The 22,374-nt window shown below is 55.7% G+C and carries 17 protein-coding genes and 1 pseudogene; 8 read left to right on the forward strand and 10 right to left on the reverse strand.

Features of this window, described 5'->3' with window-relative positions; all coding sequences use genetic code 11:
* The first annotated feature begins 231 nt into the window (after nt 1–231).
* The gene (locus KTE_RS30250) at nt 232–1,773 is read left to right on the forward strand and encodes a DUF4129 domain-containing protein (RefSeq protein WP_201388056.1); all 1,542 of its coding nucleotides are present in this window, start codon (nt 232–234) and stop codon (nt 1,771–1,773) included.
* An 83-nt stretch (nt 1,774–1,856) separates the two neighbouring features.
* On the opposite strand, the gene KTE_RS30255 is transcribed toward KTE_RS30250, so the two are convergent.
* Nucleotides 1,857–2,180, reverse strand: a complete 324-nt coding sequence (locus KTE_RS30255) for an L-rhamnose mutarotase (protein ID WP_201388059.1) — start codon at nt 2,178–2,180, stop codon at nt 1,857–1,859.
* A 203-nt stretch (nt 2,181–2,383) separates the two neighbouring features.
* Here KTE_RS30255 and KTE_RS30260 point away from each other — a divergent pair, with 203 nt between their 5' ends.
* From KTE_RS30260 to KTE_RS30280, 5 genes are all read left to right on the forward strand, one after another.
* Nucleotides 2,384–4,357, forward strand: coding sequence for an NAD(+) synthase (locus KTE_RS30260; RefSeq protein WP_201388061.1), 1,974 nt, complete (start codon nt 2,384–2,386; stop codon nt 4,355–4,357).
* 294 nt (nt 4,358–4,651) lie between these two features.
* Entirely contained in the window at nt 4,652–7,162 is a 2,511-nt protein-coding gene (locus tag KTE_RS30265; RefSeq protein ID WP_201388063.1) for a tetratricopeptide repeat protein, read from the forward strand.
* 81 nt (nt 7,163–7,243) lie between these two features.
* Entirely contained in the window at nt 7,244–7,468 is a 225-nt protein-coding gene (locus tag KTE_RS30270; protein ID WP_201388065.1) for a hypothetical protein, read from the forward strand.
* Nucleotides 7,469–7,642: 174 nt separating this feature from the next.
* The gene (locus tag KTE_RS30275; RefSeq protein ID WP_201388067.1) at nt 7,643–8,566 is read left to right on the forward strand and encodes a GNAT family N-acetyltransferase; all 924 of its coding nucleotides are present in this window, start codon (nt 7,643–7,645) and stop codon (nt 8,564–8,566) included.
* 538 nt (nt 8,567–9,104) lie between these two features.
* Nucleotides 9,105–10,316: an MFS transporter gene (locus tag KTE_RS30280; protein ID WP_201388069.1), complete on the forward strand. Its 1,212-nt coding sequence runs from the start codon at nt 9,105–9,107 to the stop codon at nt 10,314–10,316.
* A gap of 107 nt (nt 10,317–10,423) precedes the next feature.
* Here the strand turns inward: KTE_RS30280 and KTE_RS30285 are convergent, their stop codons facing one another.
* The 4 genes and pseudogenes from KTE_RS30285 to KTE_RS30300 all read right to left on the reverse strand — a co-directional run bounded on the left by KTE_RS30285 (nt 10,424) and on the right by KTE_RS30300 (nt 15,295).
* A complete protein-coding gene (locus KTE_RS30285) occupies nt 10,424–11,497 on the reverse strand; it encodes a serine hydrolase (protein WP_201388071.1) in 1,074 nt (357 codons plus the stop codon).
* A 122-nt stretch (nt 11,498–11,619) separates the two neighbouring features.
* Nucleotides 11,620–12,772 (reverse strand): annotated as a pseudogene (locus tag KTE_RS49885) (RNA-guided endonuclease TnpB family protein).
* Nucleotides 12,773–13,090: 318 nt separating this feature from the next.
* A complete protein-coding gene (locus KTE_RS30295; protein WP_201388073.1) occupies nt 13,091–13,930 on the reverse strand; it encodes a sugar phosphate isomerase/epimerase in 840 nt (279 codons plus the stop codon).
* Between the two features lie 36 nt (nt 13,931–13,966).
* On the reverse strand, nt 13,967–15,295 hold the full coding sequence (locus tag KTE_RS30300; protein ID WP_307812047.1) for an MFS transporter: 1,329 nt from the start codon (nt 15,293–15,295) through the stop codon (nt 13,967–13,969).
* 450 nt (nt 15,296–15,745) lie between these two features.
* Between KTE_RS30300 and KTE_RS30305 the strand changes: the two genes are divergently transcribed.
* Nucleotides 15,746–16,360, forward strand: a complete 615-nt coding sequence (locus KTE_RS30305) for a polysaccharide deacetylase family protein (RefSeq protein WP_201388097.1) — start codon at nt 15,746–15,748, stop codon at nt 16,358–16,360.
* 9 nt (nt 16,361–16,369) lie between these two features.
* Here KTE_RS30305 and KTE_RS30310 read toward each other — a convergent pair whose 3' ends face one another.
* The 4 genes from KTE_RS30310 to KTE_RS30325 form a co-directional block, all read right to left on the reverse strand.
* The gene (locus KTE_RS30310) at nt 16,370–17,167 is read right to left on the reverse strand and encodes a nucleotidyltransferase domain-containing protein (RefSeq protein WP_201388099.1); all 798 of its coding nucleotides are present in this window, start codon (nt 17,165–17,167) and stop codon (nt 16,370–16,372) included.
* A gap of 21 nt (nt 17,168–17,188) precedes the next feature.
* On the reverse strand, nt 17,189–17,746 hold the full coding sequence (locus tag KTE_RS30315) for a hypothetical protein (protein ID WP_201388101.1): 558 nt from the start codon (nt 17,744–17,746) through the stop codon (nt 17,189–17,191).
* A 446-nt stretch (nt 17,747–18,192) separates the two neighbouring features.
* The gene (locus KTE_RS30320; RefSeq protein ID WP_236600254.1) at nt 18,193–18,891 is read right to left on the reverse strand and encodes a transposase; all 699 of its coding nucleotides are present in this window, start codon (nt 18,889–18,891) and stop codon (nt 18,193–18,195) included.
* Nucleotides 18,892–18,929: 38 nt separating this feature from the next.
* The gene (locus KTE_RS30325) at nt 18,930–19,478 is read right to left on the reverse strand and encodes a helix-turn-helix domain-containing protein (protein WP_201378174.1); all 549 of its coding nucleotides are present in this window, start codon (nt 19,476–19,478) and stop codon (nt 18,930–18,932) included.
* A 109-nt stretch (nt 19,479–19,587) separates the two neighbouring features.
* Here KTE_RS30325 and KTE_RS30330 point away from each other — a divergent pair, with 109 nt between their 5' ends.
* The gene (locus KTE_RS30330) at nt 19,588–20,292 is read left to right on the forward strand and encodes a hypothetical protein (protein WP_201388103.1); all 705 of its coding nucleotides are present in this window, start codon (nt 19,588–19,590) and stop codon (nt 20,290–20,292) included.
* 23 nt (nt 20,293–20,315) lie between these two features.
* Here the strand turns inward: KTE_RS30330 and KTE_RS30335 are convergent, their stop codons facing one another.
* Nucleotides 20,316–21,833 (reverse strand): carboxylesterase/lipase family protein, encoded by a 1,518-nt coding sequence (locus tag KTE_RS30335; RefSeq protein ID WP_201388104.1) that lies wholly within the window; start codon nt 21,831–21,833, stop codon nt 20,316–20,318.
* Nucleotides 21,834–22,374: the final 541 nt, after the last annotated feature.

Consider the following 22,374-nt stretch of genomic DNA (forward strand, 5'->3'; position numbering starts at 1 on the left):
AGGCCGATATCCCGCCGTTGCGGAGGTCGCTTCGCTCGCAGTCCATGCCAGCATGGACCCTACATCTATAAATTACGTAAATCTACCATTTAGTAGAGTCGTCCGTTACTCTTCTGTGATATCAGGCTAGCAAAATGCGTATTAACCACATATACGCTTTTGCGTTTATAGCATGCTAGCAAGCTTTAAAGCTTTCTGTTTGAATTGCCCTTTCTAAGAAAGAGATACCACATGCCACTATCCTCGCCGTTAGCCGCCACGTCACAGGATAGCCATACGGCTCTGGAACATAAAAAATATCGTCACGCAAATACGTCTGGCAGCATGGGGGAACGCCTCCTACCCTATTTATTGGCGTCTATCGATGCCTGTATCGTCCTGGTAGTGTTAAAGGGCATGGTGAACGCTCCACCTTTTAGAGAAGTTGACCAGGTTGTTCCGGCCTGGTGGCTCTTTCTTATGGCCTGTGGCTTGCTCTGGCTGGCACAAACTATGCAGCGGCTGGTTGGTTTCTGGCTGGCGCGGCATTCACAAAGTGAGGGTGTTACATTAAAACGACTGAGGCAGCTTACCACGCGCTGGTACTTGGGGTCGCTTCTGGTGCTGCTCCTGGTCGTGATCTGGGTCCAGTGGTATACTCAGCAAGCCTTCCTGCTTGATCCGCGCTGGCTGGCCTTCGCATTCGATGATATTACCAACAATCCCCTCTATATCGTCCAGGCGCTCTTCATCGCCATGCTTATAGGCTTTTTCGGCGTCCGGGGTCTCACCCTGTCGAGGAAGGAGATCGAGGCGCAAGACATCGTACAGGTATTCAAGAGTGGGATTGGCTTTCTCCTGGGCGTACTGCTGGTGCGCACGATTGGGGGAGTAAACACCACGGACAGTGCGCTCTTGCTGGTCATTCCGGGCTTCCTCTTTCTGGGCCTGCTAGCACATACCCTGGCGAAGGCGGCGGAGAAGCGCAATGAGCATTATCACGCTCAAGGATTGTTGGGGAGTGTCCGGGCACAGGAGGGAAAGCTCTTGCTCAACATCCTCCTCTTTAGCCTAGTGCTACTCCTGGTGACGCTATTGATTACCCTTATACTCTCGCCCAACTGGCTGGCTCAGTTGACTGATCCCTTCTTCCACTGGCTAAAGTCTTTGCCTACAAATCAGGTTCCCCCTCACGGAATCATTGGTGACAAGCATAAAGTAGCTAAACAACCCGGACCAGGGCAGGCCGATCCAGAGTGGAACATTTTGCTACGCCTGGCGGCTGGCATCCTGGCAGTCGTACTAGTGCTCATCTTAAGCACAAGGTGGATGATAGCGCGGGCCGCGAGGAGGCGCCATACACAGCAGATCATTGTAGAGATATATACCAGCGCCTGGTCCTGGGAGCTCTTTAAAGAGCAACTCAAGGCCTTCTTCAAGAGCCTCTGGCAAGGCATCTTCAGGGGCCTGAGCACTCTGCATACACGTATGCGTAAGCAGCAGGACATAGCCTGGAGCGAGGAGCTTACGGGCGAGCCCGCCACGCGCACCGTGCGCGAGATCTATCGCGCATTTCTCCGCCACGCCTTCAAAGCAGGTTATGCGCGCCATATTGACGAGACTCCGGCCGAGTTTCGCCAGCGCCTGCTTGAATCCATGCCCGCTGGAGAAGGAGAACTAACCCGGCTAACCAATGTGTACACTATGACGCGCTATAGCGGCACCCAACCAAGCGAAGGCGAGATAGCAGCCATGCGCCAGAGCTGGCAGGAGCTACGCCCCAAGGTAAGGTGAGGATTAATTGTGTGATGCCGGGTTGCCACAGGCAACCCGGCATCACACAATTAATTCCAAATATCAATATAGAGGCACTCTTCTTAATCGGTGTGAAAGACCTCGCGCATGACGGACCACCACTCGCCCTCGGCCCGGTCGGCGAGCGGCTCTTGCATGGGGTCGGTGTGCTGCCACCATTCCTGCGTCTTGGGATCGGCGGCCATGCGCGCCATATCGGCGGCGAAGTCGTCGCCAATATATTCAAAATAGGCAAAGAGCAGGGTGCCGTGGCGAAAAATAGTATAGTTACGGATATTGCAGGCCTCGATTGTGGCTAGAACCTCCGGCCAGACCTCCTCATGGATGCGCTCATAGGCTTCGATCTGCCCTGATTTTACCCTGATAATCTGTCCATAGCGTTTCATGTTCTGAATCTCCCTCCTCGAAGATAAGAGTACGCGAGAAAAGAGTGTTTTGTCAATGAGAAGGCGCCAGCCAGGTAACCTCAGATGTGCTATACTCAAAGGTACTTCATCAGAGGAGAGAAGGATCTTATTCCGAAACCCAACGTCACTCACGTGACTAGCGCTTCGCGCTCAGAGTTTCGGATAAGAAGAGAGGGAATAACGTGAAGCAAGATCTATTCTCACCGACCTCGCTAGGTTTTCTGCGTGTCGCGGTCGTGGTACCAGAATTGCGCGTGGCGGATATTCGCTATAATACACAAATTATTATTGATGCCTTGCAGGAGGCGGCAGCACGCGGGTCCCGCCTGGCCCTCTTTCCTGAGCTATGCATCACTGGCTATACCTGCGCCGATCTTTTCTATCAATCCGTGTTGCTCGATCAGGCGAGCAAGGCCCTGCTCGCAATCGCCCAAGCAGCGGCAGAGGCACAGATAGCTGCCGTTGTGGGCCTGCCCATGCACCTGGGAGGAAAGCTCTACAACTGCGCCGCCTTCGTCAGCGATGGCAAAGTCCTGGGCATCGTTCCCAAAACCTATCTACCGAGCACGAACGAGTATTATGAGGAGCGCTGGTTTAGCTCTGCCAAGGATGCCCCACTGAGCGAGATTCAGCTCGCAGGCGAAAGCATTCCCTTTGGGACCGACCTGCTCTTCTCCGCCAACAATTTCCCTGGCTGTATGTTTGGTATTGAGATCTGCGAGGATCTGTGGGCGGTCCAGCCACCCAGCGGCAGCATGGCTCTGGCGGGGGCGACCGTGATCCTGAATCCCTCGGCCAGCGATGAGATCCTGGGCAAGGCCGAGTATCGACGCGCGCTGATCCAGCAGCAGGCAGCACGCTGCCTGGCGATCTACCTCTACGCGGGGGCGGGACCGGGCGAGTCCACGACCGACGTGGTCTTCTCCGGGGGCGCCTACATTAACGAGAACGGGCGTATGCTGGCCGAGACGGAGCGCTTCCTCTTCTCCACTCAGATGGCCGTGGCCGACGTGGATGTGCAGAGTATGAACCACGAGCGCCTGCGCAATAGCAGTTTCTCCTCGGCCCTTCCCGATAGGGCCTATCGCACGCTGGCTTTCAACCTGCCCGAGGGAGTTGGATCAAGAGAACAGGCAGAACTCCTGCGCAATGATCTCACGCCAACGCCTTTTGTCCCCGCCGATCCCTCGCAGCGGGCCAAACACTGTCAGGAGATCTTCCACCTCCAGTCAGTGGGCCTGGCTAAGCGGCTCAAGCATACAGGCATCAAAAATATTACGATTGCCCTCTCTGGTGGCCTGGACTCGACGCTAGCCCTGCTGGTCGTCCAGCAGGCATTTGAGATGCTGGGATTGCCACGCGAAGGGATTGTAGCAATCACCATGCCTGGCTTTGGTACCACGAACCGCACACGTTCCAACGCGGAGCGGCTAGCGGAATCTCTGGGCATCTCCCTGCGCCAGATCCCCATTCACGACGCGGTTCTCCAGCACTTCAAAGATATCGGACACGATCCCAACCTGCACAATGTAACTTATGAGAACGCCCAGGCTCGCGAGCGCACACAGATCTTGATGGATATCGGCAATCAGGTTGGCGGCCTGGCGGTGGGTACTGGCGACCTCTCCGAGTTGGCCCTGGGCTGGTGCACCTATAACGCCGACCACATGTCGATGTACCACGTCAACGCGGGCGTGCCTAAGACGCTTGTGCGCTACCTGATCGAGTGGTGCGCCGAGAGCGTCTATAACGGCGTCACCTCCGAGGTGCTGCACGACATCAATGCCACACCCATCAGTCCCGAGCTGCTGCCCCTGGGCGAGAACGACGCGCTTGTACAGGAGACAGAGGCCACCATCGGCCCCTACCTTCTGCACGACTTCTTCCTCTTCCAGGTGGTGCGCCACGGCTTCACGCCGCGCAAGGTCTACTGGCTAGCCTGCCAGGTCTTCGCCAAGCACCACCAGCCCGCCGAGGTCCTGGAGTGGCTGAAAACCTTCTACCAGCGCTTCTTCGCCGCCCAGTTCAAGCGCTCGGCCATGCCCGACGGCCCCAAAGTAGGCTCAGTGGCCCTCTCGCCCCGCGGCGACTGGCGTATGCCCAGCGACGCCAGCAGCGCCCTCTGGCGCCAGGAGCTGGAGGAGCTAGCCAATTAACACGAGACGGCTTTTGATGCCGGTAGGGACCCGCTTTAGCGCGTCCAAAGGCGATTCATCGCCTGTAGGCGCAGCTCAAACCATTTCTGGGTTGTGATGTAGCCCTGCAAAAGAATGGCTTGCGTCGCACTGCCATGAATGGCATTCGGACGCGCTAAAGCGGGTCCCTATCGGGCTGGGGAACCACCGGGCGAAGGGGACGCCATTGTTAATAGGTTAGGGGTATAATAAAGGCTGGAAAGGCGTTATTATAGAGAGGTATAAAAATTGTAGATTGTGCAAGGATGTGGGTAGATGGCACACTCGCTTCAGCCGGGCGCGCAGGGTGCGCAGGAACCGTTCGACTTTAACCAGATCTTTATTGGGCGCGAGCAGCAGATGGCCGAGTTTTGCCGCTTGCTGCGTGAGTGGAAGTATATGCTAGCCCAGGAGGAGGCCGACGCGCCCGGCACACCAGAGTTTCCCTCACCTCGCAACAAGCTGCCAGGGCTGGTCGTGCTGCTCTATGGGCGCGGCGGCTTTGGCAAGAGCACGCTGCTCAACCGTTATTATGGCATCGCGGCTCAGGCGAACGAGCAGGGATTGGGTGGACGTCTCACGCTCTGCAGCCCTGTGGATTGGGAGTTCGCCGTCGAGGGGCGGCGCACGATCTATAATCCCTCTCAGCCCTCCCAGGGGCAGGCCCTCGACCCGCTGGCATACTACAAGGATCTCTGTGTGCAGCTCGCCTCCAGGCTCGACAGACAGCCTGGAGATTTTCGCGCCTATCAGCAGGCGGTCGGCGAAGTGGAGAAGGTCAGACACGAGAGCGGCAAGATCCTGGAGGAGGTCAGGCGCGAGCAGGATGATCTCGGCTCAGCCCTGCGCGGGGCGACTATTGACATCGTGGCCAGCGCCCTGAGCACGTATGTACCGGGAAGCAAGGGAATTGTCCAGAACGAGAAGGTCAAGAAGGGGGCGGACACGCTGCTCCAGCTGACGGGCGAACAGATCAGCTACCTATACCAGCGCTTCCAGCGTCGCCTGGGCGAGCGATTGGAGGAGTATCTGGACCCGGCGCGGAGGCTGGGCTTCGCGTTGGGGCGGGACCTGGCCCATTGCGCCGCGAACTATCCCCTCCTGATCTTCTTCGATACCTATGAGGAGGTCGACGAGGGCGATCAGCTCCTACGCCTGGTCATGGCCGCGGCGGGTCCGCGCGTGGGCTGGATCATCGCCGGGCGCGACAACCTCTGGTCGGGCGTGGGCCAGCGCGAGCGCAGCACCACACCCGAGTATGGCTACAAAGACCTAGTCCCCTTCGAACGCGGCCTCTCGATCAACTTCAACTCCGAAGACGTCGGCGCCTTCACGCCCGATAATATCCGAGAGTACTTCGAGCTGCTCTGCCAGCACTTCCCCTGCGAACCCCCCCTGCCAATGCTGGCACAGGACGAGATCACACGCGTCTGGGATGTCACAAAGGGCATCCCCCTGACCGTCAACATTGCCGCCACGCTCTACAGCGAGACCGTGGATATCAACAAGGTCACCGAGGAGGTCGAGGGGCGCAAAGAGATCATCGACAAGATGGTCTACCGCTATCTTCAGCACACACGCATCGACGAGAGCGAGCGCGGCAAGCTCTACGCCCTGGCCCTGCTCCGGCGCACCGATGAGTCTGTGATCCTGGCACGGGCGCTCGGCCTGACGCCCGAAGAGGCAAAGACACGCTACAAAGAGACGCTCAGTCACCTGCACCGCCGCTACAGCTTCATCTTCACCGAGAAGGGCGAGCCCTCGCTCCACCAGGAGGTACGCCACTTCCTGCGCCTCTTCCTCCTGGAGCGCCGCAAAGAGCCAGAGATCCAGGCCATCAACAGCTCGCTGAAAGAGAGCATAGAGACCGCCCTGCAAGAGCTAGAGCAGCGGCGAGCATATAGCACCCTTAAAGAGCGCCTGCTAGACGAAGACTGGACCGCCCTCTACCTCGACCTCTGCGAGCAACTCTACTGGCTCGACCTCACTGAGGGTCTGCGATACCTCCTGCCGTTTATGATTGTGGCAACTATCTATAACCGTAGGATCAATCGTGAGGCAAGGCAAATAGGAGCCTTCTTCGCTAATTCACTTCCTATGCGAGAAAAAAGCAGGTGGAATTGGGCAACCAATGGGCTTATTTACTTCTATAGTCGGAAGTCATCCTCAGAAGCATTGGCCCTTGAAGAACTCCATAGACACTATTCTCAGTCACCAGGAAGGCTTCCAGCGCTATTGAATTACCCTCAAGAACTTGAGGCGGCCCTCTACTGGCGCCTTGGAGATGCAAATCGCTGGCAGAATGAAGCGAAGGCAGTGGAATGGTATGAGAAAGCGTTTGAACAACTACCTCAAGAAGAAGAGCTGAAAGAAGCACTTGCTGAAGCTTATTATGACCTTGGCTACAAACTTCACGGTGAAAAAAGATACAATGAGAGCATCCACTTTTTGAATCAGGCCATTGAGTTAGAACCGAAGCATATACATGCATTCATTGTACAAGGCATTACCTATGCCGGACTGCAACAGTTTGACAAGGCCATTAACAACTTTAACACTGCCATTCGCCTCAATCCCAGCTACGCTATTGCCTACTTAGGTCGAGGATATTTGTACTTACATGTTAAAGATATAGAAAAGGCGCAACAAGACTTTGCAATAGCAACAGACAAAGGCCCCGAATATGTGATGACTAAATGGATGCACACTTTCGCATCTTTAACCAATACAAGACCTGGGCTGGATTTGGCGGAACGTTTGGAGCAGATTGCAGCAATTAACCCGTAAGAATCTACGGCTCAACTTTGTCTAGGAGTTGCGCTTGGGCTGCGGGGAAAGCTCGAAGAAGGGTTAGAGAAATTAGAGGAGATGCTTCGAGAAGAACCTGAAGCGGAAGGGGAGCTTTTCTGGAAGGGGATGTTATGCGCCTACTATTATCGGGGGAGGCCGCACCTGGCTGTGGAGGCAATTGAGCAGGCGCTGGCACATAATTTGCCGCCGGTGTTGCTGAGGCCGCTCTATTGGTTGCGGGAGGATAATCCGGCGTTCTTTGAGCAGTATGCCAGGCCTCTGCTGGAGCGGTACGGGGTGTGAAGCATCTCCCGCAACCTCCCACGCCCATGCAGGAGAAAAAGGAAGTGCTTGTAAATCGCGCACCTCCTGCTGAGCGTGGGGCATTCCCTAGAAGGTGAGAGTAGGTGCGCGGTTTACAAGCACTACTCGATCTGTAATTGCTCATTTACTTATCATGGAAAGGCAGGACGCCATATGGCATTCATTACGCGGACGTATGTAGAGGAGGTGGATAGGGAGGCGGTGCTGGCACTACGGCGGACGTGTACGACGCCGGAGAACGTGGCCGATTATCCCTCGCTGACGGATCTGCATGAGTTTCTTAATCCGGTGCGGAGTGGGCAACACACACATATTCGGCTGTGGGAGGATGGCGAGGGCCAGCTCCTGGCTTATGCGAATGTGGCGCTTCCGTCTGGCTTCTTCTCATTCTTGATACATCCACTGGCGTGGGAGACGAGCATTCCCACAGAGATTATCGCCTATGCGACGGCGATGCGCGCCGCCAGTGGAGTGGGCGAAGAAGAGCGAGGGTTGGGAACCAATTGCCGCGATAGCGATGAGCAGCGGCTGCACTACCTTCTCCAGGCAGGATTTGTGCTTGAAGAGGGCGAGGTACCAGTAATGGTGCGGACACTTGCCGAGGAGCTTCCTGAACCGAAGCTACCAGTGGGCTACAGGCTGCGACATGTGGCGGGAGAAGCGGAGGCCGAGGCATGTGTTGCACTGCATCGCGCCGCTTTCGGCACACAGAATATGACGGTTGAGCAGCGCCTCTCGATCATGCGCGAACCGGATTATGATCCTCGCGGGGACCTGGTGATCGAGGCGCCAGGTGGAGCACTCATCGCGTACTGTATATGCCAAGTACACCCTGAGGAGAACGCGCAGAGTGGACGCAACTGGGGCTATACCGACCCTATAGGTGTCCACCCTGACTACCAGCGCCGGGGACTGGGCCGTGCCGTGCTCCTGGGCGGTCTGCATTACCTCAAGGCGCGGGACGTCGACACGGCCTCCTTCATGACCAGCAGCGATAATGCCTCCATGCTCGGCCTGGGCACCACCGCTGGCTTCCACAGGCTCTACGCCTACCACTGGCTCTCGAAAAAAGTGTAGTAGCCGCGCCTCTTGCTTTTACTGGGCGATTAGCGTATATTGATGGTATAAGATTATTTTGGAGGAACGATTAGTGAGTAAACGAGCAACGCCAGGTACGCGAGTTTCCTGATAAGGTTTGCCCGAAGCTGACTTTTCCCGCTGCTTTCTTTGTGAGGCGCTGTGTGCCTCTCTTTTGCATATCCCTGGTTTGCTTTTGGCAGGCGTTGTCTCGTGGCAAAAAGCCTTCTGCTTGCTTGTCTCTTTTCATCCTCTGAGACGCTCTCCTTCTGGAAACTCCTTCTTCCTGCTTTACCCCAATGTGCAAGTTACTTCTGCCGCCTGCGGCGGCAAGAGGGTGAGGAGATTGGGGACACCCCAAACCCCGCCAGAGGCGCTGCCCCTGGACCCCATTCACACGCTAAGAGGTTTGAGGCATCTCAACCTCACTAGGACACTGCGCCTCTGAACCCTCACTCACTTGCGCATCACGTTATATAAATATGATCAGACAGGCAAGGGCTTTGAGATTGTTTCGACAGAAGGAAGTATCTGTTTTATGGATTTCTTTAAGTCGCTTAGTCACCGTGCTTTTGCCCTGCTGTGGAGCGGGCAGACTATCTCGCGCCTGGGTGATAGCTTCTATACGGTGGCGCTGGCCTGGTGGGGGCTGGAGAAAACGGGTTCGGCGACCACGATGGGCCTGGTGCTGATCTTTGCTAATGCGCCGACGCTCCTGCTACTCCTGCTGGGAGGCGTGGTTGTAGATCGCTTCTCGCGCCTGCATATGATGCTGGGCTCAGACTTCGCACGTGCTGCTATTGTAGGCGTGGCCGCGCTCCTGGCCGCCATGCAACTGCTGGAGGTCTGGCATGTGCTAGTCATCAGCGCGCTCTTCGGCGTGGTAGATGCCTTCTTTTATCCCGCCTATACCGCCATCGTGCCGGAGGTCGTGCCGTCCGAGGCCCTGCCCAGCGCGAACTCACTACGCAGCATTAGCGCCCGCCTGGCTGGCATCATTGGCCCCCTGCTGGCGGGCCTGGTGATCGCCCAGGGCGGCACAGCCCTGGCCTTCGGCTTTGATGCCCTGTCTTTTATCGTCTCGGCTATCTGTCTGCTCTCCATGCCGCGCAAGGGCGCCCTGGTACGCACGATGGAAGCTGAATCGAGCGTGCTGAAGGATCTACGCGAGGGGATCGGAACGGTGCTCGCCTCGCCCTGGCTGTGGGTGACCATCGCCGTCGCGGGCCTCAGCAACCTGACCCTGAGCGGCCCCCTGGACGCGGCGATGCCCCTGCTCGTCAAGCTGCGCTTTGGCGCGAACGCTCAGCTCTATGGCTTTATCCTGGCCTTCGAGGCCACGGGCTCGATTCTGGCGGCGATCTGGCTGGGATGCATGAAACGCCTGCGCCACCGGGGCTACCTGGTCTACCTTCCCTGGATGGTCGCGTCACTGATGCTCTTTGTCATAGGCCTGCCCCTGGTGCTTGTGGTGATGTGCCTCGTGATGTTCATATTGGGAGCAGGTACGAGCACGCTCAACCTGGTCTGGGCCAATAGTCTGCAAGAGCTGGTGCCGGACGAACTCCTGGGGCGCGTCTCCAGCATCGACGCACTTGGCTCCTACTCGCTTCTGCCCATCGGCTACGCCCTGGCGGGCATAGCCGCCGACCACATCGGACCCTCCATGACCTTCCTGGTTGGCGGCCTCCTCAGCGTGCTTATCGTCGGCCTGGGGCTACTGCATCCCGGCGTGCGCAACATAGATTAGCTCAATAAGATGCAGTGCCGCCTCCTGAGCGGAGGCGGCACTGCATCTTATTGAAACATATGTAATATTTATGCCAAACCCTCCTGGGTCGGGTAGTTTCCACACCATCACCCTGCTTCAGGCTTACAAGCTGGCACGATAAAGTCCTCCAGTAGGCGCCTGACTGACGAACCTGGTACAGGTTCACATGTGGTAGCGACAACGAGGTCGAGCTGCGGTAGCACAGCGATGATCTGGCCCCCAAAGCCAATAGCGCATTCAGCAGAGTAGCCAGCGAAGCCTGATCGATACCAATAATAGCCATAGCCCTCGTTGCGAGGAGTCCTGGTGTGCTCGCTGGTAGCCTCTTCAATGAAGGCGCTGGAGAGTACCTGTTGTTCATCCCAGCGGCCACGCATGAGATAGAGATAGCCAAGCTTCGCCATTTCACGCGTTGTCAGGCGCAAGCCAAAGGCTCCAATATAATAGCCCTGTGCATCTACTGCCCAGGGAAGATGCCCATCTGATAAACCAAAGGGATGCATGGGTCCTGCCAGGGAGGGATGCCGAAGCCAGGGATCGGGATTACCTTGGCTATCGCGCCAGATACCTAGGGTATCGAAGAGGTACGTGCGCGCAAATTGCGCTGTTGTCATGCCTGTGACACGTGTAAGCAAAATAGTGAGCAAGTGCGGGTCAACACTGTTATAGTAGTAGACTTCTCCCGGCTCATCACGCATGGGCAAATCTAAGAGCCTCTGGATCGTCGCGCTATCTTCAAGAAAGTGATCAATTGTGTCTTCACCGGGCGTCTGGAGTCCGCTGGTCATGGTCAGCAGATGGCGGAGCGTGACACGCTGCTTGCGCTCATCGAGATTGGCGGGAGCGTATTCGGGAAAGAAGCTGAGCAAGGGCTGATCCAGGCTGTGAAAATATCCCTTTTCCAAAGCGATACCAATGAGTGTAGCAAGCACAGACTTGGTGACTGAATTCACGTTATGATATAGGTCGCGCTGCCCTCCGTGATAGTAACTCTCAAAGACGATAGCACCAGAGCGTATAACCAGGAGGCTAAGTAGCCTCTCGATGTTCTGCGCCTCAGCCTCTAGCTGGCATAATATATCGCCATTCACCCCTAGCATTTCAGGCTGAGCAGTTGCCCATTCACGTGTGGGCCAGTTGAAAAGCGGATTTCGTGTCAAGGGTCCCTCCAAGTTCAAATGTAGTTACTTCATTATATGCTTTTTGGGGCCAGACCCACGGTTTACACCACCTTACTTACATTGACATCCTCCCCATGGCTAAAGCCAGGGGATTCCTCGAGTCACCTCGAGGGTTTCCTGCTTCGCGGAGTCTTGCCCAAACGAGCCAAAACCCGTCCAGGTCTTACGGACTCTCCACAGGCGTTGAGGACCGTGAGCCCCACGGTCACAATATTCTTGGCAGCATTGATGTCGCGGTCATGGTGGACACCACACCCTGGACAGTCCCATTGACGAACATCAAGCGGTAAGGAGGTGAGAATATGCCCACACGCGAAACACCGTTTACTGGAGGGATACCACTTGTCGATCTTGACCACGTTGCGACCGTACCAGTCGGCTTTGTATTCCAATTGGGACACAAACTCGGACCACCCCACATCACTGATGGCTTTGCTGAGGGTCGGGTGCTTGAGCATGTTCTTGACCTGCAAGCTCTCTACGCAGATCGTTTGGTTCTCACGGATCAGGCGAGTCGAGAGCTTGTGCAGAAAGTCACGGCGACGATCAGCGATACGGGCGTGAAGACGTGCGACCTTGAGACGTGCTTTGTCTCGATTCTTCGACCCCTTTTTCTTCCTGGCATGGCGGCGTTGGGCTTTCGCCAACTTCTTCTCATCCTTGTGAAAGAATCTGGGATTGCCCACCACTTCGCCCGTGGAGAGGACGACAAAGGACTTCAAGCCAAGGTCAGCACCAATTGCCTGCTCATTGGCAGGCAATTGGGCAATCTCGTCTTCCACCAGGATGCTGATGCGCGTAGCGGCCAGCACAGTCTTTGGAGATGGTGACACTCGAAGGGGGGGCGTCTTTTGGCAGAGGGCGCGACCAGCGTATATCAAGGGGCTCACTCATCTTGGCAAGGGTGAGACAGCCCTTGCGCCAGGTGAAGGCATTGGCGGTATAGGTCGCGGATTGGGTGTTCCGTTTCTTGTGGAAGGCAGGATATTTGGCACGCCCTTCAAAGAAATTGAGAAACGCTTTGTCCAGGTGACGAAGAGCCTGCTGCAAGGGCACACTAGAAACCTCATTCAACCAGTGGGTCTCTTCTTGCTGTTTCAGCTCAGTCAGCAAGAGGCTCAGATCTTTGTAATAGAGGCGTCGCTGCTCGTTGTAATAGGCATCAGTTTTCTTGCGCAATGCCCAGTTATAGATGAAGCGACAGCACCCAAAGGTCTGAGCAAGGATCTGCTGTTGTTGTGCTGTGGGGTACACCCGGTACTTGAACGCGCGTTTCTATTTCATGCATTACATTATAGCATATAAGATGTAAAGATACAACAATGTGCACCACCTTATCCACCTCATAAAAGGAACGCGCCATTCATCCCCATGTTTCAAAAACCTGACTCTTACCCACATTTAACAAAGCGAGCTTGAGCACAGACCGTTTCCATTGAAAATGAAAACCCATCAGCAGCGTTTCCAAGCTCACACATGCGATCAATTGTTAAATGTGGGTAAAAGACAGTGTTTCAAAAACAGGGGTCTTCTGGCGCGGTTTGATAAACTGGTACATCCTCGACTTTCCATTCATTGTTCACTTTGATCATCTTGACGTTCGGTGATCAAGTCCCTGATGAATTGCAGGCTCGTCTGAATGCGCGCGACATCGATCTCGCCCTCGGAGTCGACAGCTCGCGCCTCCAGGCTCAGAGCTCCATCAAATTCAGCTGCTTTCAGTTGCCGCACAAAGCGATGAAAATCAATATGCCCCTCGCCCGGATGCAGGTAGTAGCGCCCCTCGCTTGAGGCGAGCAGGCCATGGTGGTCTTTCAGATGCACATGGCGTACCAGCTTTGCCTGCCAGAGCCAGGAGGCTGTGAAGACGGCTTCAAGCTGATCATGCCACGCCAGGAATTCAGTATCTAAGGTCACGCGCGCACGAGGATCATGCTCAAAGGCTTGCTTGACGTTGGAGAGGGGGTCAGCACGATTACAGGGAATGGTCTCGATAGCCAGCGTGAGCCCATAATGCTCAGCGAGATCCAGGCAACGCGCTAAGGGTTGCAAGTTATACTCCAGATGGAAGTCAGACGATGGCATCCCCCACAAATGGAGTACTGCGATCTTTACCCCTAGCTGTTGGGCGAAGATGCAATTCTGCTCAAAGCGCAGGACTCCCTGCTCTCGCCCGCTTGTATCACTGCTGCCGAAGTATTCGCCGATGCTTTTCTCCATATGCATTACCGGGAAAGGCAGCTTGCAGGTGCGTAAGGCACGGATAATGGGTTCGGGCTCTTGATACCAGCGAGGATAAAACATAATTTCCAGGCCATCCGCCACAAACTCCTGGCTATACTTCAAGATGACCTCGTGGCAGTGAGGGTCAGAATTGCGGGTGAAGGCACCAGTTGAACAGAGTACTTGCATTTTTCTCCTTTGTAGCCGCGTACGCTAGTAGCGGACTCACTCACTAACCGAGATTTCACTCCCCACAGGGGACGCGGCGGGAAGCGGCTCGACAACGTGCAGGGCGAGACGGGCCTCGCGGACGCGGCGCGCGTTGCCCAGGATAAAGTAACCAAGCGCAATCAGCAAGCCCGTGACGAGACAGCATTGCCAGAAGAACGTTGCACCCAGGTATTGCAAAGCGAAACCGCCTAGCGCGGGCGCGATTACAGTTGACAGGGCGCGTACAGTCTGGAAAACACCTTGATAGGTACCACGCAGGTGCTTTGGCGAGATGTCGACAATGATGGCAGTCGAAATGGGATAATTCAGGATCTCACCTACTGTCCAGATCATGACGCCCACGAGATAGCCAGGATAGGAATGCCACCAGCTAAACACGCTCATGCCAGCCCCCAGGAAGAGGGCAGCAATCGCCAGCGAGGTGTTTGGTGAGCGTCGATTGAAAAACGCGGTGAGTGGCAGGCTGATGAGGACCACCTGGACGGCGTTGATGGCCATGACCGAGCCATAGATAAGCGGACTCAGGCCGTGCGCCTGCATATCAAGCGGCATGGCGGTCACATGCTGAAAATAGACCATATCGAAGAGCAGCCCTAATAGTGCGTAACTCCAGAGCCAGGGATCGGCCAGGGCTATGCGCAGCAACCCAGGTCGCTCGGTGCGCTCCTCACTCTTGACTGTGCGAAGCAGACGCGTCTCAGGAACACCAAACCAGATCAGGACGCCAAAGCAGAACGTGGTGAGCGCGTCGCCCAGGAAGAGTAGCAGATACGAGACGGGAGCCAGCAGGCCCGCGATGATCGGGCCAATGGCTGAACCAATATTGTTCGCCCAGTAACGCAGACTATACGCCTGCGCCAGCTTATCACGCGGCGTCATATCGGCAATCGCCGCTGAGGTCGCGGGACGCGCGAGGTCATTAAACAGCATATAGATGATCGCCAGGACCACAATCAGCCAGACGTTCCCCGCGAAGCTCAAGGCCAGCATCATCACCGCCGCAGCCAGCAAACTAATCAGGATCGTGACCCGGCGACCAAGCATATCGGCCAGCATTCCACCACATGCACCCGCCGCCAGCGAACCTAATCCCATGAGCGAGACGACCAGCGCGGCCTCGCTAATGGAGAAATGCCGGAAAGAGGTAAGATAGAGCGCGAAAAAGGGCATGACAAAGTTTCCAGCACGATTAATAAAAGAACCTGTGATAAGGAACCAGAAGGGGCGCGAGAATTGGAGATTTGTAAAAAATGTTTTGAATCGATTTAGAGGCGATAGCAAAAGAAGATCCTTCCATGTATAGAGCACACAGAGATACATCATTACCTGAACAGTTCCAGTGTATAATCCCTGGGGATAGCTCGTCAAGGAAACGGATCTGGACACAGGGCTTCCAATTCTCAAAACGGGAGGCAAAAAAGAAGAGTTTTCCTTGTAGAATACAAAAACCAAACTTCGTACCAAGGAAAACCCTGTGATGTCAAGCTCAGGATAGAGCCCGTTACTAGCATACGCGGTTACTCCTGCATCAGAGGAGTAGCCGCATACACCAGGTTAGAAAGGTACATTATTTTGTGTAGATGGTATAATTATATTAAAAGTTTGTTTACGCTAGCTAAAGCACTTAGAAGCTTGTGTGGTAGGAAAATATTATGTATAGTGGGAAATGTTACGTATAGTGGGGAATGTAAGCTCAGCGTTGGCTGAAAGATTAGCGCGGTCCCATGCTACCTTTGCATCGTTGCATGAAAATGCAAGAACTGAACGAATCATTTGATCACCCACGGAAACAAGAACCTACGCGAAGTTGCCCTGACCTTTGATGATGGACCCTTCCCCAATTTTACAGCGAAGGTACTGGACGCTCTTGAAGCGTATCAAATTAAAGCCACCTTCTTCTGCATCGGACGCCAGGTTCAGGCCTTTCCTGATCTGACGTTGCGCGCCTATAAGGCCGGGTATGAGATTGAAAATCATAGCTGGAGTCATCCCGACATGACCGGTTTAAGCCTGAAGGGCCAGTACTGGCAGTTGCAACATACCAGCAACACGATCGAACGGGTAACCCACCAGCGACCTCTTGCGATGCGTCCCCCCTATGGGGCATATAACGCATCTTCACTTCAACTCGCAACCAGCCTCCGACTGGTCGCGGTGGCCTGGGATGTTGATGCACACGACTGGTCGCGCCCCGGCACGGATACAATTCTACATAATGTGCTCGACTATGTGAAAAATGGCTCAATCATCCTGATGCACGATGGGGGGGGCGACCGCTCCCAGACGCTTGCCGCCCTACCAAAAATAATAGAAACCCTCCTTGGGCGCGGCTACCGCTTTGTGACCATACGCCAGCTACTCTCGCGCCTACCCCACGAACACAAATGAGAATCTGCGTTATGTCTCCCTAATGAATTCAGGCGCGGTCGGAAGGGCTCTTTGAATCAATGAGACGGTATGCTCGATGAGCGGCCTATGCTCTAGCAGCAATATGGGAGAGAGCAACCTTGCTGTTAGAGCATAGAGCTGGAGACCGGCCCGCACCTGTTCGTGCAGAGTGAGGGCATGTCCGCGTTCATCCTCAATACCAAAGGCGGCGCGGCGCAGGCGCACCCATTCTGGCTGATCATCCATAGCCTGCGCCACCTCGTCATAGATAGCATTATCACCAGAGAGTAAGATACCATGCTGCACTTTCATTACACGACTCATGCTCCAGGACAGGCCAAAGCGAGCATTCAACAGGCGCCCGACGTCATTGCGGCGTAGACCTTCCAATCCCTTGCGAGCCTCCTCGGCATTGCCCACCAGCATCTCGCTCGCCCAGCGGTTGGCTCGCTGCTGCATAGCATCATCCCATACAAAGACTTTGGCCCGGGCCTGGATCTGAGCAAAATAGCCCTCGCGATCCAGCAACGCCCGAGCACAGCGCACACCAGCAATCGTATCAGTCGCCGCCTGTGGCTCATGAAACCAGCGCTCGACTTCATCCGGCCCAACCGTACTCACAACCAGCAAGCGCTCCTGAAAGAGAAAGCTCTCCGGCTCAGAGGGCTCTGCTTTATATGTAAAGCGTACCAGGTCGATATCGCTATAGGGTCCAGCCTCTCCTCGCGCATGGCTCCCCATCAAGACAAGCGCGCACACCTCTGGTGCATCAAAACGCGCTACCAGGTCATTGAATGCAATACTCATTTTATTTACCAGCCACTTTCACTACATCTCCTTACAATTTTTTGGTCCTGGTTCGAAGACAGAAGACTGTTGGAGACATGGCGGAGCCATCACATCTTTGGTAGGCACCCCAAGCGTACTAGCAAAGAGAGACCAGAAGGCTTCATCTGGCAGATACCTTTCACCTTTTGACACCACGACCAAGCGACAGCCAGTAGGAGCGACAACCATCCCTGGCAGTGTGATATTCCTCTCGGAAAAGGTCAGGCGATAACGATAACCTGAATCCCTTGGGCAAGAAACGGAGTAATGCGTGATGCGTGGCAAACGAAAAATAGCGGTATAAAGCGTTTGTACCCGTTGTGGATCTTGAACGGTTTGGGTAAAGTAGGTCTTAATATCAATAAAGACAGGAACATCGATCTGAGGAGGAGCGTTGATAAGGTCAACATGCAAGCGATCAGGCTGACTAATCTTAGTTTCCTTAACTTTCGGTTGATTGGATGGCCCCTGTGCTGATATATTGTCACAGCTAGCAAACACAAGCACAAGGAACATGCTCAAACAGAGAGCTATTATTACCCGGCTGTTACACTTCATAATCCCTCCTTAATACATGAAGGCTTTTACGTCAAATACATCTATCTCTCTTAGAGAAGACGTGTATCTCTCTTTACTTGTTCCATAAGATAAGCATAAGAAAGTGAGATAAAGACAAAGCCATGATATACCACCTATGTCTTTATTATTGCTGACACTATAAATATCTCGGCCAAAAAAAGAGCTTTCACGATAGTAGTCCACTACCAAGTGCATATCCTCACGCCTAGTAGCGAAACCAACTTTTATACTTTACGTTTCTATATCTTGCAATTTAGCACCAGTTAGTGATATTGTTGGCGAATTGGTTTCCTGAGCTCAAACCAGAGATTTGTTGTTCTCCTTCACGAGCCCAATTTTTGATTTCGCCAACCACATCTTAGTGGGGTTCTACCCAAATAAGTTACAGGTCCGATATACAATCAGCTCATGAATGAACTAGTGGGTCAACTGACAAATGGCTGGCAAACCCGCATGGCCGCCCCAGAGCCAGCTAACCGGCGCAGGCGAGCGCGTTCACGACGCCTGCGTCGGTTGCCATTCCAGACAAAGGGTGTCGGATCAGCATTCCAGCCTGCCACCGTCTGCTCTAACCACTCAATGACTTGTTGCGCATCTTTGGGATGCTGCCCGCAGAGGGCGCGGCTCACAATGATGCGCTGCACCGACTCCGCCATGTTGAGCCAGGAACCACCAATGGGCGTGTAGAGCGGCATGACTCCGTGATCAAAGAACCAACGCACCAGATCATATGAGAGGTGTCCCGCCAGATTATCCAGCACCAGTACAATGCGTAAGGGCGGCTCAGGATTGCGTGGGGGATGGCCCAGCCAGGTCTCCCAGCGTGCGCAGACAGGGCGCTCCTCCTCCGGCAGCTGGCTTGCTGCTGGATGCTTCTTTTCGATGTCAGCTAAGATCTCGGTGAGTTGCTCGATCAGCCAGGGATGCAACACCGCGTTAGGAGCAGACAGCACGCCTTTGGCGCGCAGGTGGCCCGTGGCTGGACGGAACAGAGTCAGCAGTTTGGCGGTGCCCCCGCGCTCGTACTCATGTGGTTGCGTAGCAGGATGGCCTTCTGGTTCCCACGAAGCCCCTGGCTGGGGAATGGCCTGATAGGGTCCGGCTTCGTCTTCGTTCAACTGCACAATTCCGTCTGCTTCGGCTTGCTCGCAGGCCAGTTCGATCAGTCTTTTTTTTCCGGCGTCTCCAGGTCATACACCGTCACTGTCCCGCTTTTGCGCTTGCGCAGCGCGTAGCCGGTATGGCACCAGGTCCGCGTGCGCTGGTAGCTGTAGCCTGCTTCGTGGAGCACCTCCCGAATCGTTTCGGCGGCGACCTGGGGCAGGTCCGTCTTGCGCAGGGCATCGCGTAGCAGCATCAGCGACCAGGTGGCCGTCTGATCCTTTTTACGATCCGGTTCGCGCTGGACTTCTGCGAGGATAAGCGCCCGCTGCGCGCTCGTATACGTTGGTTTGCGACCACGCCCGGTTGCTGTTTCCAGAACCGCAAGCCCACACTGGTTAAAGCGGTGAACTATTTGAGCCACTGCCTCCCGGCTCAGACCCGCTTCCTGCCCCGCCACTGTCAGCGTCGCTCCCGCTGCCACTGCCAGCAGGGCTTTGGCTCGTTTCACGGCATCCAGACGCTCACTCGTCGCTTTCACTACTCGTGTCAGCTCTTTCTGCTCTTCTTTCTTCAGATCTCGGAGTTCTTCTTTTCTTGGTCTTCCCATCGCTGGCTCCTTCCTGCTTCTTTTTCCTGCAGTTTACCCCTTTCTTTCCTCTTTTGCAAACCAATTGCGAGTTGACCCACTAGCATATTTACACGAAGCAATCGAGACATTGTACGGGACTTTCGCCAGTTATCCATTGCGTCATCCCGTTATAGGCTGTCCTTGCTGCGTTTCCAGGGCAGATCAGGAGCGAATTGCCTCCAAAGTTCTGCGCCAGTTGGACGGCTACGACCTGGAGCGGTTTACATGGAAGGCTATGAGCACCTGGGGAGATGAGGACGACTTCAAACATTTTCTGCCGCGTATCCTGGAATTGGTGAGTGACGCCCAGGAGCGGAGAGACCTACCGTATCTCTTCGTCATCTTTGGGAAGCTGGGCTACTGCAAAGAGTGGACAGAGCAAGAGCGTGAAGCGGTCACCAACTATCTGCTAGCGCTCTGGCGCTGGATACTGGCGGGCCATCCGGGGCGCGAGGAGGATAGCCTGCTCGCCAGTGAATACCTGGAGGCGATGCTCTATGGTATCGATGATTTGGCGCCTTTTCTGAACGCCTGGCGAGATATGTGCATGCCTTCGTCGCTGCGCCAGCTCGCCGAGGTGATCAGCAATCATGCCTGGGACAGCCGATTAGCCAAAAGCAGCCAGGTCCAGGCCTGGCTACGCGAGGATGCAACCGGGCAGATGCTGGAAGAGGGATTTTACACATACATAGATGAGGACTGGGTAGAGGAACTGGCGCTGGCGGTGGAGGTGTGGGAGTGGACTGCGAATAGCGCGCTCCTGGCGTACACGGCTCCTAGAGATCCTCTCTAGGAGCCGTGTACGCCAGGAGCGCGCTATTCACTGAAGCCATTGATCAGCATGTCGCCCCAGGCCTGGCGCTGGGGCCCGGCGGGGTCGTGCTCGACGCGACTCTCGCGGTCGAAGATCATGGTCGCGCGCTCCTTGGGATTATAGGCGGGCCAGTTGGGGCCGGGAGCGCCTGTGCGGGCAAAGGCGAGCCAGGCCTCGCTCATAGCGTCGGCAATACCCTGGCGTTCGGGGCCGCCACCACCAGTAAAGCCTACGGCATAGGTCAGATTATCGAAGACGAAGGGAATCTCCAGGGCGTGCGTCGACTTCAGGCGCCCATTCAGGATCGGCGTCTCCCAGGTAAAGAGGTACATGTAGACCGGGGCCGCGCCCTGGGCGTATTTGCGCTCGGCCAGGGTGATCGAGTTGATGCGCATCATGCGGTCGCTGCCGATGGCCGTGTAGATGTCGGCAGGGGTTCCCTGGGGCTGCGCGTCACGATAGGCTGCAATCAACTCGTCCGCTCTGGCGCCCGCGAATTGGCTCACGCGAGCGCGCAGACCCGCCTCGTCGAGCGTCGCCAGTCCAGTATCGGCCAGCGTAAAGAGGGTGATCTCGTCCTTGTTTGTGCCGATTAGCAGCGGCACATTGGCGGAGATAGCAGGTGCGAACGGATCAAAGGGTTGCTGGAGGATGACCACGCCATCCATGACTGGTCCCCAGCCTGCCAGTGCGTTCGGGTTAATCCTGGCGTTGGCCTCAAAGAGCCGCTCAATAGGGATATCACGCAGACGCTCGACATCGCCTGGGGCGATCTCAAGCTCACGCAGGAGCTTCTCGGCGCGATGAGTAGCCTTCGCTCGTGGACTCACACGCAAGGCGGGACCGCTCTGGATGATGGCGCGATGGAAGAGACCCTGCGCGGCAGGCATGGCCATGAGGATGCTGACCTTGGCCCCGCCGCCCGATTCACCAAAGATCGTGACATTACTGGGATCGCCACCAAAGGCCGCGATATTGTCGCGCACCCACTCCAGGGCCGCCACGAGGTCGAGCATGCCGACATTGCCAGAGGCTGCGTACTCCCCGCCCGCCAGCTCGCCCAGGTAGCAGTAACCCAGCGGACCAAGGCGATGGTTGACCGTCACGATCACGGCATCGCCCCGGCGTGCCAGGTTGGTCCCTTCGTAGAAGCCCGCCGAGCCCGAGCCCATGGTAAAGCCGCCACCATGGCACCAGAACATTACCGGTCGTTTGCCACCGTCATTGAGCGCGGGGGTCCACACGTTCAAATAGAGGCAGTCCTCGCTTAGAGGCTCGGGCTCCGCGCCGCCACTCAATGAGAGCATCACTCCCAGGCCGCCCTCTGGCTGGGGACTGCTAGCGCCATAGCGCAAAGCATCGCGCACGCCGCTCCAGGGTTCGGGTTTCTGTGGAGGAAGAAAGCGTCCACGCCCGGCGGTTGAGGCTCCATAAGGAATACCTTTAAAAACATAAATGGAGTTCTTTGTGGCGCCTCGGACCTGGCCCGAGGCAGTTGCAACAATCGGGTCCATCATCATGACTCATAGTCCTTTCTATGTTTTCCGTTGTCCCATGCCCATGCAGGGTTGTCCACAATAACCATGTATGCTAGTAGCGGGCATCCCACGCCCATGCAGGGTTGTCCACAATAACCATGTATGCTAGTAGCGGGCATCCCACGCCCATGCAGGGTGGAGAAGATAGTGCTTCTAAAGGGCGCACCTACCTTCTCCACCCTGCCGGGCGTGGGGACATTCGCGGACATTCGCGTAGTGAAGTGAGGGTAGGTGCGCCCTTTAGAAGCACTACCCGATCTGCCTACAAGTTAGCGATACTCCTCGGTGAGCATCTTCTCCAGGGGCACGATGCTGTCGGCCAGGCCACCTTCGCGATTACGGGCCAGCCAGACCTGGCGGAAGTCGCCGAGAAGGCTCTGGACATCCTTGCGCGCGCGCTCTAATAGATTGGCGTTGGTGGGATCATGCGCTAGTTGGACGCGCAGGCTGGCATGGTGCATCAAGCGGCACACCAGTTCATACTCCTGCACAATCAGCGCGGCGTCGGGAGCTTGCAGGCGGA

This window comes from Ktedonobacter sp. SOSP1-85 (assembly GCF_016587415.1).
Lineage (GTDB): Bacteria > Chloroflexota > Ktedonobacteria > Ktedonobacterales > Ktedonobacteraceae > Ktedonobacter.

Excerpts from the sequence above, each read along its gene's own strand:
- KTE_RS30250 (WP_201388056.1), top strand. The coding sequence starts at position 232 with ATGCCACTATCCTCGCCGTTAGCCGCCACGTCACAGGATAGCCATACG.
- KTE_RS30255 (WP_201388059.1), bottom strand. The coding sequence starts at position 2,180 with ATGAAACGCTATGGACAGATTATCAGGGTAAAATCAGGGCAGATCGAA.
- KTE_RS30265 (WP_201388063.1), top strand. The coding sequence starts at position 4,652 with ATGGCACACTCGCTTCAGCCGGGCGCGCAGGGTGCGCAGGAACCGTTC.
- KTE_RS30270 (WP_201388065.1), top strand. The coding sequence starts at position 7,244 with ATGCTTCGAGAAGAACCTGAAGCGGAAGGGGAGCTTTTCTGGAAGGGG.
- KTE_RS30275 (WP_201388067.1), top strand. The coding sequence starts at position 7,643 with ATGGCATTCATTACGCGGACGTATGTAGAGGAGGTGGATAGGGAGGCG.
- KTE_RS30280 (WP_201388069.1), top strand. The coding sequence starts at position 9,105 with ATGGATTTCTTTAAGTCGCTTAGTCACCGTGCTTTTGCCCTGCTGTGG.
- KTE_RS30295 (WP_201388073.1), bottom strand. The coding sequence starts at position 13,930 with ATGCAAGTACTCTGTTCAACTGGTGCCTTCACCCGCAATTCTGACCCT.
- KTE_RS30300 (WP_307812047.1), bottom strand. The coding sequence starts at position 15,295 with ATGATGTATCTCTGTGTGCTCTATACATGGAAGGATCTTCTTTTGCTA.
- KTE_RS30310 (WP_201388099.1), bottom strand. The coding sequence starts at position 17,167 with ATGAGTATTGCATTCAATGACCTGGTAGCGCGTTTTGATGCACCAGAG.
- KTE_RS30315 (WP_201388101.1), bottom strand. The coding sequence starts at position 17,746 with ATGAAGTGTAACAGCCGGGTAATAATAGCTCTCTGTTTGAGCATGTTC.
- KTE_RS30325 (WP_201378174.1), bottom strand. The coding sequence starts at position 19,478 with ATGGGAAGACCAAGAAAAGAAGAACTCCGAGATCTGAAGAAAGAAGAG.
- KTE_RS30335 (WP_201388104.1), bottom strand. The coding sequence starts at position 21,833 with ATGATGATGGACCCGATTGTTGCAACTGCCTCGGGCCAGGTCCGAGGC.